The sequence below is a fragment of the Brevibacterium sp. CS2 genome, assembly GCF_005280295.1.
In the GTDB taxonomy this organism is placed as follows: domain Bacteria; phylum Actinomycetota; class Actinomycetes; order Actinomycetales; family Brevibacteriaceae; genus Brevibacterium; species Brevibacterium pityocampae.
On record NZ_CP040020.1, the window covers coordinates 249,677 to 264,689 of the forward strand.

The 15,013-nt window shown below is 71.7% G+C and carries 14 protein-coding genes and 1 tRNA gene; 5 read left to right on the forward strand and 10 right to left on the reverse strand.

Annotated features, from left to right (window positions below):
- Positions 1–9 precede the first annotated feature (9 nt).
- Complete coding sequence (locus FDF13_RS01125; RefSeq protein WP_137318084.1) at positions 10–723, forward strand: TetR/AcrR family transcriptional regulator; 714 nt, start codon at positions 10–12, stop codon at positions 721–723.
- Between the two features lie 32 nt (positions 724–755).
- Here FDF13_RS01125 and FDF13_RS14570 read toward each other — a convergent pair whose 3' ends face one another.
- On the reverse strand, positions 756–932 hold the full coding sequence (locus FDF13_RS14570) for a hypothetical protein (protein ID WP_175406794.1): 177 nt from the start codon (positions 930–932) through the stop codon (positions 756–758).
- Between the two features lie 75 nt (positions 933–1,007).
- Between FDF13_RS14570 and FDF13_RS01130 the strand changes: the two genes are divergently transcribed.
- Both FDF13_RS01130 and FDF13_RS01135 read left to right on the forward strand, forming a co-directional pair.
- The gene (locus FDF13_RS01130; RefSeq protein WP_137318085.1) at positions 1,008–1,358 is read left to right on the forward strand and encodes a type II toxin-antitoxin system RelE/ParE family toxin; all 351 of its coding nucleotides are present in this window, start codon (positions 1,008–1,010) and stop codon (positions 1,356–1,358) included.
- Between the two features lie 11 nt (positions 1,359–1,369).
- A complete protein-coding gene (locus FDF13_RS01135) occupies positions 1,370–1,669 on the forward strand; it encodes a helix-turn-helix domain-containing protein (protein ID WP_254668848.1) in 300 nt (99 codons plus the stop codon).
- Positions 1,670–1,685: 16 nt separating this feature from the next.
- Here the strand turns inward: FDF13_RS01135 and FDF13_RS01140 are convergent, their stop codons facing one another.
- The 5 genes from FDF13_RS01140 to FDF13_RS01160 all read right to left on the reverse strand — a co-directional run bounded on the left by FDF13_RS01140 (position 1,686) and on the right by FDF13_RS01160 (position 5,814).
- Positions 1,686–2,234 (reverse strand): histone deacetylase, encoded by a 549-nt coding sequence (locus FDF13_RS01140; RefSeq protein WP_247425458.1) that lies wholly within the window; start codon positions 2,232–2,234, stop codon positions 1,686–1,688.
- 273 nt (positions 2,235–2,507) lie between these two features.
- Complete coding sequence (locus FDF13_RS01145) at positions 2,508–3,983, reverse strand: RNB domain-containing ribonuclease (RefSeq protein WP_137318088.1); 1,476 nt, start codon at positions 3,981–3,983, stop codon at positions 2,508–2,510.
- A gap of 22 nt (positions 3,984–4,005) precedes the next feature.
- Positions 4,006–4,644 (reverse strand): NUDIX hydrolase, encoded by a 639-nt coding sequence (locus FDF13_RS01150; RefSeq protein WP_137318089.1) that lies wholly within the window; start codon positions 4,642–4,644, stop codon positions 4,006–4,008.
- 41 nt (positions 4,645–4,685) lie between these two features.
- Positions 4,686–5,561 (reverse strand): universal stress protein, encoded by an 876-nt coding sequence (locus FDF13_RS01155; RefSeq protein ID WP_137318090.1) that lies wholly within the window; start codon positions 5,559–5,561, stop codon positions 4,686–4,688.
- Positions 5,562–5,741: 180 nt separating this feature from the next.
- Positions 5,742–5,814 (reverse strand) — tRNA-Thr (locus FDF13_RS01160).
- A gap of 106 nt (positions 5,815–5,920) precedes the next feature.
- Between FDF13_RS01160 and FDF13_RS01165 the strand changes: the two genes are divergently transcribed.
- Complete coding sequence (locus tag FDF13_RS01165; RefSeq protein ID WP_137318091.1) at positions 5,921–7,033, forward strand: M20/M25/M40 family metallo-hydrolase; 1,113 nt, start codon at positions 5,921–5,923, stop codon at positions 7,031–7,033.
- A 48-nt stretch (positions 7,034–7,081) separates the two neighbouring features.
- On the opposite strand, the gene FDF13_RS01170 is transcribed toward FDF13_RS01165, so the two are convergent.
- The 3 genes from FDF13_RS01170 to tmk all read right to left on the reverse strand — a co-directional run bounded on the left by FDF13_RS01170 (position 7,082) and on the right by tmk (position 11,125).
- Positions 7,082–8,248: a DNA polymerase III subunit delta' gene (locus tag FDF13_RS01170; protein ID WP_137318092.1), complete on the reverse strand. Its 1,167-nt coding sequence runs from the start codon at positions 8,246–8,248 to the stop codon at positions 7,082–7,084.
- A complete protein-coding gene (locus FDF13_RS01175; protein ID WP_137318093.1) occupies positions 8,245–8,550 on the reverse strand; it encodes a hypothetical protein in 306 nt (101 codons plus the stop codon). Before FDF13_RS01175 ends, FDF13_RS01170 begins: the two co-directional genes overlap by 4 nt.
- Before the next feature lie 148 nt (positions 8,551–8,698).
- Complete coding sequence (gene tmk, locus FDF13_RS15070) at positions 8,699–11,125, reverse strand: dTMP kinase (RefSeq protein ID WP_137318094.1); 2,427 nt, start codon at positions 11,123–11,125, stop codon at positions 8,699–8,701.
- 72 nt (positions 11,126–11,197) lie between these two features.
- Between tmk and FDF13_RS01185 the strand changes: the two genes are divergently transcribed.
- Positions 11,198–11,944 carry a lipoate--protein ligase family protein gene (locus FDF13_RS01185; RefSeq protein WP_254668849.1) on the forward strand — a complete coding sequence of 249 codons (747 nt, stop codon included), beginning with the start codon at positions 11,198–11,200 and terminating at the stop codon, positions 11,942–11,944.
- A gap of 100 nt (positions 11,945–12,044) precedes the next feature.
- On the opposite strand, the gene topA is transcribed toward FDF13_RS01185, so the two are convergent.
- Positions 12,045–14,891: a type I DNA topoisomerase gene (gene topA / locus FDF13_RS01190; RefSeq protein ID WP_137318095.1), complete on the reverse strand. Its 2,847-nt coding sequence runs from the start codon at positions 14,889–14,891 to the stop codon at positions 12,045–12,047.
- Positions 14,892–15,013 lie beyond the last annotated feature (122 nt).

Below are 15,013 nucleotides of genomic sequence, written 5' to 3' on the forward strand. Positions count from 1 at the left end.
GTAGCGAGCATGAGCACGATGGACAAGGGAACGGGCGCGACGATGCGGCAGACCGCGAAGGCGCGGCGGCGGCAGGCGATCCTCGACCACGCCAAGCGGCTGTTCGCGGCCTCCGGGTTCCGGGCGGTGTCGATCGAGGAGATCGGGGCGGGCGCGGGGATCTCCGGGCCGGCGGTCTACCGGCACTTCGGGTCGAAGGAGGACATCCTCGCCGAGCTGCTCGTCGGGATCTCGGAGTACCTCCATGCCGGGGGTGCGGAGATCGCAGGTATTGGGGGTGGGTCGGAAGGTGCGGGCGGGTCGGAAGATGCGGGCGCCTCGGTCGGGGTCGGTGAGTCGGCCGGGGTCGGCGCGGAGGCAAGGGAGGGCGATCCGGCGGGCGTCCTGCGGCGGCTCGTCGACTTCCACCTCGCGTTCGCGCTCGGCGAGCCCGAGCTCATCCGGATCCAGGACCGGGACCTCAGCGCGCTTCCCGCCGAGGCGCGCAGCAGCCTGCGCCGCCTCCAGCGGCAGTACGTGTCGCTGTGGGTCGCCGCACTCCGGCGGCACGCGCCCGGGTTGTCGGAGGAGGCTGCGACCGTGACGATCCACGCGGTGTTCGGCATGGTGAACTCGACGCCCTACGTCGTGCGCCGGATCGACACGGCGGTGGTCGCCGAACGTCTCCGCACCGCGGCCCTGGCGACGCTGGGGGTCGCCGACGTGGTTGCTTACCGGAAGTGATTGTGGGCCGGCGACTCACGGTCGACGAGGACTCAGGACACATGGCCCTTCTCATCCGCCTCCGGAGCAGGGGCGGCGCTCGCTGGCGAACACAGCCGCCGGGGGCCGGCGTCGGCCGGGACATCGCCGGTATTCACGATTTCCTGCCAGGTGAGCTCGTCGGTGAAGGTGAGGAGCGGCACCTCGCTCGAGCAAGGAGAAGGTGACACCCAGCCTCACCTCGGTCCCCGGGAACCAGCACCAGAACCTTTGACGATAGAACCCGGGAGTTCTATAATTTGGCCATGTGGGTCGTCGACATCGAACTGATCTCAGAATGGCTCGCGTCACTCGATGACGACTCCCGCGAACACGTCGTCGCAGCTGTCGAACTTCTCGAGGAACACGGTCCGCACCTGGGGCGTCCACTTGTGGACACCGTGGTCGCATCTCGCCACCGGAACATGAAGGAACTGCGACCGGGCTCGAGCGGCCGGTCGGAGCTGCGAATCCTCTTCGCCTTCGACCCGCGTCGCCACGCGATCCTCTTGATCGCTGGAGACAAGGCGGGACGCTGGAAGAGCTGGTATCGGAGACACATCCCGAGTGCCGACGACCTCTTCGATGAACATCTGCGCACCATGGAAGGAAAGTGACCATTATGGCAATGAAGATCAACGAGTTCCTTGCCGAGCACCCGATCGATCGCGAACGCGTCGATGCGCACAAGGAACGGATGCTCAGCGAAGTGCGCGCCTACCGACTCCGTGAACTGCGGGCCGATGCTGGTCTGACTCAAGTGGAGGTGGCACAACGGATCGGCGTCTCACAGCGCCAGGTCTCGAAGATCGAGCGCGGCGACCTCGAGAGTACGAAGATCGGCACGATTCGCCGCTACCTGGAAGCGGTGGGCGGCGACCTCGCCATCGAATTCGTCACCGGAGACTCACGGGTTCAGGTCGCCTGACACCCGTTCCCACCACTCAGGCGGCGATGCAGGACCGGAGGTGCGTCTCGATGGTGTCGGCGGTCCACCCGTGGGCCTCGCGCAGGCCGTTGCTCAGCATCGACAGGTACGGGGTCGAGGGCACGGTGTGCTCGACGGCGGCACTGCCGTGGGGTGCGGTGAAGGTGAGCATCGGGGTGCCCTCGCGGCGACCGACATCGATGAGCGTCTCGTAGTGGCCGGGGCCGGCCCGGTGGCGGGCATTCTCCTCCAGGCCGACGACGATCTCCTCGATCGGGTCATCGGGGTCCGGGATGCGGTGCATCTCCTGCGCGGCGATGTCGGCGAACTGCCCGGCGGTCACCAGGTAGGCCTTGGCCGGGGTGGGGCCGGGCACGTCGTGGTCGTAGAACGCCATTCCGCCACCGCCCCACACGCGGGACTCACCGGCGAAGTAGAGGCTGCCCGGCAGGTCGACGCCCGCCTCGGCGCGGGGCATCGAGGGGTCGCGCGCTCCCCGGTAGGTCACCTGCGCGCCCGGCGGCCGGCCGCCCTGCAGATAGCAGGCGAGGCGCTCGCGCGACATGTTGGATCCATAGCTGACGTACCAGACAAGTGTTTCAGACACTCTCTCTACGCTGGTGGCTCGGACGGCGTCGTTCAAGCTCACACGGGGTTTCGGCGTCGATGACCAGACGATTCCCACCGGCCTCGGATGGAGCACGGCGTTCCTCAAAGATTGCTCAACGCCTTTCGGTGGCGCGTGGATGCACCCCCGTGAATCGCCTGCCCGCGGCTCCGAGCCCACGGCGCGGCACGCTGTTCTTCATGCGCAGCACGCAGCGCCAGGACGGGCCGCTCACCGCCCGAAGGTGAGCTCCCCACTCGCGACGTCCACCGCGGTGAGCTCGAGTGCGATCCGGCTGCCCACCTCGGCCGCGCCCTCGACGAAGGCGACGACCGCGGGCTCGGGGAAGTGCACCTCGTAGCGCGGCGGGCGGTCCCGGTTGGCCTCGCGCTGGGACACGACGACGCCCTCGAAGGTCTCCCCCAACCGGTCGGCAAGCAGCACGGCCTCGGTGGCCTCGATGACGGCGTTCTCGATCTTCCGCGAGCGCGATCCGGCCGTGCTCATGAGGTCCGGCAGCTCGGGCAGCGCGGCGAGCGCCCACTCGGGTGCCGCGATCCCCTGGGCGGCGGCCCAGGCGATCGGCAGGACGAACCGGTCGACGAGCCGGCGCAGGGGCGCGGTGGTGTGGGCGTAGGGTGCGCCGACCGCGGCCTGCACTGCGGTCTCGGGGTCCATGCCGGGTTCGATGACGGTGTAGCCGGCGCCGCGGAACAGCATGGGCGAGGCGTAGTGGACGGCGAGCGCGGCGGGGTCGGCGCCGGTGTGGTCGATCCGTTCGAGGATCTCCTGGTAGGTGCCATCCGCCTCGAAGCCGAGCGATCGCACCACGGCGGTGAACTCCGCGATCGTCTCCCGATTAGGGCGGGGCAGGGTGCGGAGGATCCCCTCGCCATCGGAGAGCATGAGGTCGGCGGCCACCCGGCCGGCGAGCAGCGAGATCTGCGCGTTGGCGTCCTCGATCTCCCGGCGCGGCCGGAACGCCAGCGTGTAGGTGTCCTCGTCGCTGCGGGCGACCTCCTGGTCGGGGATCGCGAGGTCGATGCCGCCGCGCTCGTGCTGCTGGGCGAGCAGGGCGGCGCCGAGCGCGGGGAGGGCGGCCATGCTCGGGTGCAGCGGGCGGCCGGCGTCGTGGTCGGCCTGGACGGTGTCGTAGTCGAGCTGCGCGACCGAGGCGATGACGGCCCGCACGAGGTCCTGGGCGACGACGGACCCGGATTCGGCGACGTCGACGACGAACACGTAGGCGGCCTTCGCAGCTCCCGGCAGGAGCGAGGCGGCATCTTCGGAGATCACCGGCGGGTGCAGGGGGATGCGGCGGTCGGGCAGGTAGTCGGTGAGGCCGCGGGCGCGGGTCTCCGCGTCGAGCGCGCCGCCGGGCCGGATGAACCGGCCGACGTCGGCGATCGCGTAGCGCACCCGCCAGCGGGCGCCCTCGATGGGGCTGTCGCCGAGGTGCATCGCCTGGTCGAGATCCGTCGCCCCGTCCGGGTCGATGGTGACGAAAGCGAGCTCGGTGAGGTCCTCCCGCTCACCGTCGATGCCGTCGCGACCGGCCGCAGTGGGGTCGGTGAGCTCGGCGACGGCGGCCTGCGCCTCGGCGAGGGCTTCCGGAGGGTACTCCTGCGGGAGGTCGGCGACGATCCGGTCATACGCCTGCTCGAGTGCGGTCGTCGGGCGGGGCGCGCGCATCCGGTGGGAGATCATGACAGCACCCTACTGCCGGTCCCTACGTCCGGTGCACGAACAGCCGGGAGGGGCGGCCGCGGCGGCCGTCGGTCATCTCCCCGGTGGGCTGGAGCAGCGGTTCCATGCGGCGGCGGAAGGCGTCGCGCTGCAGCTCCTCGCCGAGGATCGCCTCGTGGAGCAGCTGGAGGTCGCGCAGGGTGAAGGAGCCGGGCAGGAGCCGCCACGGGTCCGGGGTGTCGGCGTAGTCGGCGCGCACCCGGGCGAGCGCCTCGGCGACGACGCGCGGCTGGTCGTAGGGCAGGCTGATCGACCCGCCGGGGGCCGCCTCGACGGCGGGGACGAGGGTGATGCGGCCGGCGGCGATCCCGGCGCGGACCACCTCGGCCTCGACGACGTCGAGGTGGGCGACGGTGACGACCCAGCCGCGCTGGTCGCGGTCCGGGTCGTCGAACACCTTGAGCTGCTGGGGTTCGCGCCCGGAGATCCCCGCTTTCTGCGCCTGGCTGCGCAGCACTGCGGCGGCGAGGCGCTCACGCTCGTGGACGAAGGTCCCGGGGAGCACGAGCCGGCCGTGCCGGTCGGTGACGAGCACGACGTGGAGGGCCCCCTCGGCCACGGAGAAGGTGGCGGTGTCGACGGCGAGGGACGGCCGCGGGAACGCGGTGAGATCCGATGTCATGGGGACGCAGGTGTCATGGGGCGCGAGGGTCGAGCCGGGGCTCAGTCGGCGCTGCGCCGGTGCTCGAGCGCCGGGTCGTCGCGGAAGGGCACGAGCAGCAGCGAGCACTGCGCGGCGTCGAGCACCTGGGAGCTCGTGCGTCCGAGCTGCACGCGCATGCTCGAGAACCGGCCGAGGCCGCGCTTGCCCATGACGAGCAGGTCCGCGCCGGCAGAGCATTCGGTGAGGACGTCGACGGGGTCGCCCTCGACGAACTCGGTGCGCACGCTCAGCCCGGGGACCTGCGAGCGCAGCCAGGCCATGTCGAGCTCGGTCTGGGCGCGCACGCGGGCGTCGTCGCGCAGCGGCGTGGTGACGACGACGATGGTGAGCTCCGCGCCGGTGCGGGCGGCGTAGGCGGCGGCGTCGAGTGCGGCGACCCCGGCGTAGTCCGAGGTGTCCTGGCCGACGACGACCCCTCCCCCGCCGGTGACGTGGGCGTCGGCGGAGTCGAACTCGCTGGCCTCGGTGTCGCGGTAGATGAGGACGGGGCACAGGGCGTGGCCGGGCAGGCCGGAGGAGATCGTGCCGATCCGCCCACCGGTGCGCTGGTCGGAGCCGTGCTGGCCGATGACGACGAGGCCGGCGTGCTCGGACAGCGCGGCGAGCACCTCGGCGGGATCGCCGGTCTCGAGCACGGTGTCGAACCGGGCGTCGGGCAGGAGTTCGCTCAGCTGCGCGGCGACCGAGTCGAGCGCCTGCTGGGCGGCGGCACGGGCCTCATCGGAGGGGGCAGCGCCGGGTGCGGCCGGGGCGACGACGGAGACGAGGCGCACGCCGACGCCGTGGTGGCGGGCCTCCTTGAGGGCCCAGGCGGCGGCCTCGCGGCAGGCGCGGGATCCGTCGATGCCGACGATGATCTCGCCGTTGATCTGCATTGCTCCACCTCGCTTCCCGGTGCGCGGACCGGGAATGACCTCGCCGAACGTCTGTTCCCCCGATCCTAGAGAACAAAGCGGTCCGGTGGTAGTCGCAAGCGCCGGTGTGCGTCGGGCCGGCAGTGGGTGCGAGGAACGGGCGAGGCCCCGTCACCGGGTGGTGACGGGGCCTCGGCTGCGAGCCTCCTGCCGGAATCGAACCGGCGACCTTCTTATTACGAGTAAGACGCTCTGCCGACTGAGCTAAGGAGGCAACCAGTACAGGGTAACCGGCGGCCCTGAACCGGTCAAAACCGCGGGTGCCGCGACCCCGAGCGGTAGAGTGGGGTGGCGCCCCACCCCGAAAGGACCCAGCCGTCGTGGCCATAGATCTGCAGCGATTCACCCGTGAGTTCGAGGAGCTCATCGAGTGCGAATCGCCGTCCTCGGACCCGGCATCGCTCGTCCGCTCGGCGAACCTCCTCTCCCGCATCGGCACCGAGCTGCTCGGCGTCGCCCCGCGCATCGTCACCGTCGAGGGCTGCCCGCACGTGCTGTGGCGGTTCGGCGAGGGCCCGCGCCGCGTGGTGCTCATCGGCCACCACGACACCGTGTGGCCGCTCGGCACGATCCGCCGCCTGCCGTTCTCCGACGTCGAGGGCATCATCCGCGGTCCCGGCGCCGACGACATGAAGGGCGGCGTGCTCGTCGCCCTCTACGCCCTGGCCGCCCTGCAGGAGCGCGGCGCCACGCTCGAGGGCGTGAGCCTGCTCGTCACCGGCGACGAGGAACTCGGCTCGCTCACCTCCCGCCCCCTCATCGAGGCCGAGGCGGAGGGCGCCCGTGCGGCCCTCGTGTTCGAGAGCGGCGGCGGCGACGGGGCGGTGAAGATCGCCCGCAAGGGAGTCGCGATCTACGAGCTCGAGGTGCGCGGCCGCGCCGCCCACGCCGGCGTCGAGCCGGAGAAGGGCATCAACGCCACGACCGAGGTGGCCCACCAGGTGCTGAAGATCGCGCAGATGGGCGATGCGAAGGCCGGTACCTCCGTGGTGCCGACGGTGCTGCACTCCGGGACGACGTCGAACACCGTGCCGGCGCTCGCGAAGGTCGGGATCGATTCCCGGGCCACGAACGTCACCGAGCAGCTCCGCGTCGACGCCGCGCTCCGCTCGCTCACACCGGTCCACCCGAGCGCCCGCCTGCTGCTGCGCGGCGGGATCAACCGCGCCCCGCTCGAACCGCGCCAGTCGATGGGCCTCTACGGCCGTGCGCAGCGGATCGCCGGCCGGCTGGGGCACCCGCCGCTGCGGTCGATCGCGGTGGGCGGCGGCTCCGACGGGAACTTCACCGCCGGCATCGGCACGCCCACGCTCGACGGGCTCGGCACTGTGGGCGGCGGTTCGCACGCCGACAGCGAGCATGCCGTGAAGACGTGGATCCCGCGGCGGGTCGAGCTCGTCCGCGACCTCGTCGGTGAGCTCATCCTCGACTGATCGGTTTGGGGCGAGTGCCGGCCGGCCCGTTCCGGCGCCCGCGTGCGTTCAGTCCGCGGTGAGCCAGGGGTTCGACAGCCCGATGAAGGCGGCCTCGACGATGAGCAGCGGGGTCATGTTCGTGCTCAGCCGGGTCCGGGCCTGCCCGATGACGTCGATCCGGCGCAGGGTGCTCAGCGCGTCCGAGGCAGCTGCCTGCTCCCGGATCCGCTCCTCATCACCGCGGTTGATCCAGCCCTCGGTGAGTCCGAGCTGGCACAGCAGCACGTCGCGGTAGAGCGAGAGCAGCTCGAGGAGCATCGCGTCGATCTCGTCGTTGCGCGCCCGGGTGGAGCGTCGCTTCTGCTCCTCCTCGAGCCGTTTGACCTGTCCGCGCACCGCGGGCGGCACGGCCTTGCCCGGTTCCACCCCGAGGGTCTCGAGGAGGGCGGCGCGCTCGTGTGCGTCGCGTTCGGCGGAGCGCTCCTTGGCGCTCTCGGTCGCCTCTTCGACGATCCGTCCGGCCATGCGCACGGTGGAGCCGAGCGAGGTGAGTGTCTGCGGGATGTCGAGGATCCGGGCCCGCCGGGTGCGGGCGTCGTCGTTCGTCGCGAGGTGCTTGGCCCGCCCGATGTGGTTCTGCGCGGCGGCTGCCGCCCACAGTGCGGTCTCGGAGTCGACGCCGTCGCGGGTCTGTAGGAGTTCGGCGATCGCCTCGGTGGGCGGGATGCGCAGAGTGACGCTGCGGCAGCGCGAGCGGATGGTGGTCAGCACGTCCTGCGGGCTCGGCGCGCAGAGGATCCACACCGTGGCCGGCGGGGGCTCCTCGATCGCTTTGAGGAGGACGTTCGAGGTGCGTTCGGCCATCCGGTCCGCGTCCTCGATGATCATCACCCGCCACGGGGCGTTCACCGGGGCGCTCTGCGCCTGGGACACGAGCTCGCGCACTTCGTCGATGGTGATGAGGGACTTCTGGGTGGCCATGATCGTCATCGACTCGTGCGTCCCGGCGAGTGCCCGCTGCGCAGCGGGGCTGCGGGATTCGCCGCGGTCCGGGCTCAGCAGCGCGGCGGCGAAGGCGCGCGCGGCGTTCGAGCGGCCGGAGCCGGGCGGGCCGGTGATGAGCCAGGCGTGCGTCATCGCCGCCGAGGCGCCGCCGGTGTCGGTGGCCCGGGCGGCCTGCCGGAGCTGCTCGATCGCGGTGTCCTGGCCGACGAGCTCGTCCCAGACGCTCACCGGGAGCCGCCGTTCGGGTCGTGCCCGCCGCGGTCGCGCGGCTGCTCCCGGCCGGAGCGGCGGAGGCGGGACTGGCGGAGCCGTTCGCGGGCCTGCCGCTCGAGCTCCGCCTGTGCGACGAGCCGGTCGCGGCTCACACGCTGGTGGAAGTGCGGCAGCGGCATCTCCCGGGCGTTCTCAGCCTCCGGATCGGCGGCAGCGTCCCCGCCGGTTCCCGCGGCCGGACCGGCACCCACGGCAGGACCGGCCGCGGCAGGCCCGGCAGCCGGGCCGGTACCCGCGGCAGGGTCGACGACCGGCATCCGAGCGGTCTGACTCGCCGCGGGGCCCGCGGGCTGCCGGGGCACTGCGTGCGAGTTCGGCTCCGGCGCCCGGGATCCCAGCGGCGGCTGGGAGCCGGGTGCCGAACGGTTCGCGTGGCGGGCCGGGAGCACGGTCGTGGGATCGTCCTCACCGAACCCCCGTGCCGCCGGGGACCGCCGGCGGTAGGACCGTGGTGGGGTCGTCCTCACCGGGAGCCCCGCGGCCGGGTGCCGAGGCGGGCAGCACCGTGGTCTCCGCTTCGGACGGGTCGCTGCCGGCAGTGGCGCTGCCCGCCGGTGGGGCGCCGAGCACGGTGGTCTCCGCCTCGTCCGAGGCAGGCGCAGGCACCCGCGACGCCGATGCCGATGGGCCGGGCTGGGCTGCGTTACCGGCCTGCTCGGCTGCGTTACCGGGCTGTTGGGCTGTGCTGCCGGGATGCTGGGTTGCACTGCCGTGCCGCTGCCCTGCGGTGCCGGGAAGTGAGGTGTCGGAAGGTGCAGTGCCGCGGGGTGCTGTGCCGGGAGCTCCAGTGCCGCGGGGTGCGGTGTCACCAGGCGCGGCTAGTCCTCCGGCGTGCGGGTGGTTCTGCGACCGGTGGTCGCCGCGGGAGGACATGTGCGCGTCGACAGCCGCGGCGATGTCCGCGGCGACGGCGGCAGGTTCCCGGTTCGCGTCGATGACGGCGTAGCGGGAGGGTTCGCGGGAGGCGAGTACCAGGAAAGCCTCCTGCACCCGGCGGCGGAAGGCGAGGTCCTCGCGGTCGAGGTGGTTCTCCTCGCCGCGGGCGGCGGTGCGCTGCGCGGCGGTCTCCGGGTCGATGTCGAGGACGAGCGTGAGGTGCGGCACCAGGCCTTCGGTGGCCCAGCGCGACAGCCCGGCGATGTCCTCGGTGGAGAGCTCACGGCCCGCCGACTGGTAGCCGAGCGAGGAGTCGATGTAGCGGTCGGTGATGACGGTCTCACCGCGCTCGAGCGCCGGGCCGATGAGCGAGGCGACGTGGTGGGCGCGGTCGGCGGCGAACAGCAGCGCCTCGCTGCGCGGCGCCACCCCGGAGCCGCCGAGCACGACCTCGCGGATGGCGCGCCCCGCGTCGGTGCCGCCGGGTTCCCGGGTGAGGACGACCGGGCCGATGCCGCGGGCGCGCAGGTGCTCGTCGAGGAGCTGGATCTGGGTGGTCTTCCCCGAGCCGTCCCCGCCCTCGACGGCGATGAAGAATCCCGGCCCGGTGACGTGCTCGGTGGCGTGAGCTGCGAGTTCCGAGGCGGCGGGCACCTCGGCCCGTTCAGCGGCGACCGCGGGGGTGCGGAAGGCGTGGACGAGGTCGACGCCGAGTCCCTGGATGCCGTGCGGGGAGAAGGTGAAGAGCGCGATGATGCCGCCGACGAGCGCCACCAGCCCGACCACGGAGTAGGCCACGGTGGTGGCGCTGATGTTCCAGGAGGCGTTCTCGCTGAGCGCGACGACGGTGTCGAGGTCGAGCATGGTGAGCAGGAGCGCTGCGACCACGCCGGCGCCGACCCCGATGCTGCGGGAGAAGTCGTACCGCTGGGCGCGGACGCCCACGCCGACGGCGAAGGTGACGATCGCGGTGAGGACGGCCTTGCCGGACAGCTCCTCGATGATCCCGAGCGCCAGGGTGAGCACTCCGGCGGTGAGCAGTGCCAGGGAGGTCAGGCGGGGGCGCGACATGCCGGGGGCGAACGTCGGACCGGCCTCGTAGCCGACCGCCCAGCCGAGGAACGCGGCGCACACGATGACGGCGAATCCGGCCTGCCCGAACCGGTGGTCCGCCACGGCGGGCTGCGCGAGGGCGAGGACGGCGCCGAGCACGCCGAAGAGCAGGTAGCACGCCCACGGCCGGGCGATCGGGGTGGGACCGCGCAGCGCCTGGCCGGCCGACCCGGCGGGGAACGCCCCGGTGACCGGGTCTCCGGCACCGGCAGGTGCGCGCATGGCGAGGGCGGAGGACACGAAGAGCAGCACCGCGCCGATGAGCAGGTACCAGCGCACACCACTGATGCCGGCCTGGGTGCCGCCGACGATCTGGAAGGCGTAGGTGGTGAGCAGGAGCAGGACCGCGGCGACCCCGGCGGTGCGCCAGGGCTTGCGGTGCAGGTGCGGGGCCTGGAGGACGAGGAGCGCGGTGGTGATCCCGAGGAACAGCGCGGTGATCCAGATGAGCCAGACGACCGGGAAGAAGAACACGCACACCGATGCCACGGCGGTCGCGGCCGCCCCGCCGGCGAGCAGCCCGCGGCCGGCCGGTGTGCTCAGCCTGCTGAACACCGAGTGCGGGACGAACACCCCGGCGGCGACGAGCACGAACACGACGAGCAGGGCGCCGGCGGCCTGCGGCAGGGAGAAGGAGGTGTCCGCGAAGGACTCCGCGATCCGGTGCGCGGCACCCGGGTCGAGCACCCGCCGGACCCCGTGGAGACCGGCGATCCCGAAGCCGAGCGCGGTGAGGGCGAACATCACCATCCACCCGGTGACCTCCACGGCGACCGGGCCGAGCGAGGCCGGGGGCGCTGCGGAATCCGGCCGGGAGGCAGAGCGGTGATCCGTAGTATTCACGCCATCCACTCTACGACCCGGCACGGACACGGCGTCACAGCCGACTGTCGGATTCGCACCTATCCTGGACGGGTGCCGATCACGCTCACCGCCCTCGACGACGTCTCCCCCGACCCGACCATCGCGCTCGCACAGGCGCGCGCGCTCCTCGACGAGGTCAAGGCCGGCCGCCGCGCAGGTGTGCTGCGCCTCTACCGTCCGGAGCCCACGGCTGCGTTCGGCGCCCGCGACCGGTTCCTCCCCGGCTTCCCCGCTGCGGTGGCCGCCGCCCGCGACCACGGTTTCACCCCGGTGCTGCGTTCGCTGGGCGGGCGGGTGGCCGTCTACCACCGCGACAGTCTCGTCATCGACCACCTCGAGCCCGCCGCCGGTCTGCTGTCCGGCACACAGGAGCGGTTCACCGGGTTCGGCGACTGGTACACCGCGATCCTCCGGGGCCTGGGCGTCGATGCGCGGCTCGGCGAGATCCCCGGCGAGTACTGCCCGGGCGAGCACAGCGTCAACGTCGCCGGTCGGATCAAGGCGATCGGCACCGCCCAGCGGGTGACCCACAGCGGCTGGCTGTTCTCGTCCTCCATCGTCGTCGCCGACCCGGATCCGATCCGTGCGGTGCTCACCGACATCCAGTCGGCACTCGGCGTCGACTGGGACCCGACCACCGGCGGGGCGATCAGCGAGGTGCACCCGGACGTCACCGCCGATGCCGTCGAGGCCGCATTCCGCACCGCGTATTCCGAGCGATTCACCGTGGAGCCGGGCACCCTCACCGCGGTCGAGGCGCGCGCCGCCGAGGGGTACGTCGAGCAGCACCGGCTCTGACTCACGCGGGCCGGTCACGCGGCAGGAGAACGCGAACTGCGCGGTATCCGAAACCGGACGCGCAATTGCGCGCTCGGTTCGGGATACCGCGCAGTTCGGATCAGGCGGTGGTCGGCTTGCCGGTCGACTTCGTCGCCGTGGCCTTCTTCGCAGTCGTCTTCTTCGCCGCGGTGGTCCGCGCCGTCGTCGACTTGGCCGCCGGCTTCTTCGCAGCCGTGGTCTTCGAGCCTGCCGTCTTCGACACCGTGCTCTTGGCCGTCGTCGACTTCTTCGCGGCAGGCTTCTTGGCTGCGGTCTTCTTGGCCGGGGCCTTCTTCGCGGTCGTCTTCTTCTTCGCAGGCCCCTTGGCCCGCTTCTCCGCGAGGAGTTCGAAGGCGCGCGCCGGGGTGATGCCCTCGACGGAGTCGTCCTTGCGCAGGGTTGCGTTCGTGTCCCCGTCGGTGACGTAGGGCCCGAACCGCCCGTCCTTGACGACGACCGGCTTCTTCGACTCCGGGTCCTCGCCGAGCTCCTTGAGCGGGGGTGCGGCGGCACGGCGGCCGCGCTGCTTGGGCTGGGAGTAGATCTCGAGCGCCTCGTCGAGGGTGATCGAGAAGATCTGCTCCTCCTCGGTGAGCGAGCGCGAATCGGTGCCCTTCTTGAGGTAGGGCCCGTAGCGGCCGTTCTGCGCGGTGATGACCGTCCCCTCGGCGTCGGTCCCGACCTCGCGCGGCAGGCTCAGCAGCTTGAGCGCCTGCTCGAGGTCGACGGTCGAGAGGTCCATGGACTTGAACAGGGAGCCGGTGCGCGGCTTGACCTTCTTGCGGCCCTTCGTCTCCTCGGCCTCGGGCAGCACCTCGGTGACGTAGGGGCCGAACCGACCGGACTTCGCGACGATCGTGTGCCCGGTCTCCGGATCGGTGCCGAGCTCGCGGTCCCCGTCGCCGTGGCTGGCGATGAGTTCGCGGGCCTTCTCCGCGGTGAGCTCGTCGGGGGCGAGGTCCTCCGGCACGGACACGCGCTTGGGATCCTCGCCGTCCTGCGCCACCTCGAGGTAGGGGCCGTAGCGGCCCACCCGCAGGTCGATGCCCTCGGCGATCTCGATCGTGTTGATCTCGCGGGCGTCGATGTCGCCGAGGTCGTCGACGGTCGGCTTGAGACCGGGATGATCCTCGGTCCGGTCGCCGAAGTAGAACGCGGTCAGCCAGTCGTTGCGGTCCTCCTCGCCGGAGGCGATCCGGTCGAGGTCGGACTCCATGCCGGCGGTGAACTGGTAGTCGATGAGCCCGCGGAAGTGGAGCTCGAGGAGCCGCACCACGGAGAACGCGACCCAGGTGGGGACGAGCGCATTGCCGCGGGTGCGGACGTAGCCGCGGTCCTGGATCGTGGAGATGATCGCGGCATAGGTCGAGGGGCGCCCGATCCCGAGCTCCTCCATGGTCTTGACCAGGCTCGCCTCGGTGTAGCGCGGCGGCGGAGCGGTGGTATGGCCGGCGGCCTCGGCGCGATCGACGGTGAGCTGCTGACCCTCGGACACCTCGGGCAGGCGCGATTCGCCGGCCCCGGTGTCGTAGCGGTCGACGTCCTTGCCCTCCTCGTAGGCGGCGAGGAACCCGCGGAAGGTGATGACCGTGCCCGAGGCGGTGAAGCCCGCCGTCTTGTCCTCACCGAGGTCGGCGGTGATCCGCATCGTGGCCGTCTTGCCCTTGGCATCGGCCATCTGGGAGGCGACGGTGCGCTTCCAGATGAGGTCGTAGAGGCGGAACTCGTCGCCGGAGAGCTTCCCGGACACCTGGGCGGGCGTGCGGAAGGAGTCGCCGGCGGGTCGGATCGCCTCGTGCGCCTCCTGCGCTGACTTCTGCTTGCCGGAGTACATGCGCGGCGTGTCCGGCACGTATTCGGGACCGTACAGCTCCGAGACCTGACGGCGGGCGGCGGAGACCGCCTGGCCCGACAGCGCCGAGGAGTCGGTGCGCATGTAGGTGATGTAGCCGTTCTCGTAGAGCGACTGGGCCACGCGCATCGCCTGGCGGGAGGACAGGCGCAGCTTGCGGCCGGCCTCCTGCTGCAGGGTCGAGGTGGTGAAGGGGGCGGCGGGTCGGCGGGAGTAGGGCTTGGTCTCCAGCGCGGAGACGGTGAGCCGATCCTTGGCCGTGGTGTTGAGGGTGTTCGCGAGCGCGGTCGCCATCTCCTCGTCGAGCACGACGACGTCGCTCTTGCCCTTGAGTTTGCCGGCGTCGTCGAAGTCGCGGCCGCTGGCGACCTTGGTGCCGTGGTAGGTGGCGAGACGGGCGGAGAAGGCATTGCCCTTGCCCGGCACCGCGAGGTCGATGTCGAGGTCCCAGTAGTCGGCGGACACGAACGCCATGCGCTCGCGCTCGCGCTCGACGACGAGGCGGGTCGCCACGGACTGCACGCGGCCGGCGGACAGGCCGCGGTTGACCTTGCGCCACAGCACCGGGGAGACCTCGTAGCCGTAGAGGCGGTCGAGGATGCGGCGGGTCTCCTGGGCGTCGACGAGCGAGGTGTCGAGCTCGCGGGTGTTCTCGAGCGCCCGGGCGATCGCCTCGGGGGTGATCTCGTGGAACACCATGCGCTTGACCGGGATCTTGGGCTTGAGGACCTCGAGGAGGTGCCAGGCGATCGCCTCGCCCTCCCGGTCCTCATCGGTGGCGAGGAAGAGTTCGTCGGCGTCCTTGAGGAGCGCCTTGAGCTCGGAGACCTTCTTCTTCTTGCCCGGGTCCACGCGGTAGTAGGGGGCGAAGCCGTTGTCGACGTCGACGGCGAACTTGCCGTAGGGCCCCTTCTTCATGTCGGCGGGCAGCTCGGAGGGCTGCGGGAGGTCGCGGATGTGGCCCACGGAGGCTTCGACGTCGTAGCCGTCACCCAGGTACCCCACGATCGTGCGGGCCTTGGTCGGCGACTCGACGATGACGAGTCGGCGCGGCTGCGAGGTGGAGGATGCCACGGCGGTCCTTTCGTGGGCGACTGTCGCCGACGCGTCCGTCGGGCAGTCCCGCTGTTGCTGGTGAGAAACTCTGAGAAATGTAGCACTTGCCTCTTCTACCGTCTCACATGTCGATGTACGGG

What these genes read in the sequence shown, in the direction of transcription:
- FDF13_RS01125 (WP_137318084.1), top strand. Translation starts at nt 10, where the DNA reads ATGAGCACGATGGACAAGGGAACGGGCGCGACGATGCGGCAGACCGCG.
- FDF13_RS01130 (WP_137318085.1), top strand. Translation starts at nt 1,008, where the DNA reads ATGTGGGTCGTCGACATCGAACTGATCTCAGAATGGCTCGCGTCACTC.
- FDF13_RS01135 (WP_254668848.1), top strand. Translation starts at nt 1,370, where the DNA reads ATGAAGATCAACGAGTTCCTTGCCGAGCACCCGATCGATCGCGAACGC.
- FDF13_RS01140 (WP_247425458.1), bottom strand. Translation starts at nt 2,234, where the DNA reads ATGTCGCGCGAGCGCCTCGCCTGCTATCTGCAGGGCGGCCGGCCGCCG.
- FDF13_RS01145 (WP_137318088.1), bottom strand. Translation starts at nt 3,983, where the DNA reads ATGATCTCCCACCGGATGCGCGCGCCCCGCCCGACGACCGCACTCGAG.
- FDF13_RS01150 (WP_137318089.1), bottom strand. Translation starts at nt 4,644, where the DNA reads ATGACATCGGATCTCACCGCGTTCCCGCGGCCGTCCCTCGCCGTCGAC.
- FDF13_RS01155 (WP_137318090.1), bottom strand. Translation starts at nt 5,561, where the DNA reads ATGCAGATCAACGGCGAGATCATCGTCGGCATCGACGGATCCCGCGCC.
- FDF13_RS01175 (WP_137318093.1), bottom strand. Translation starts at nt 8,550, where the DNA reads ATGCCGGTCGTCGACCCTGCCGCGGGTACCGGCCCGGCTGCCGGGCCT.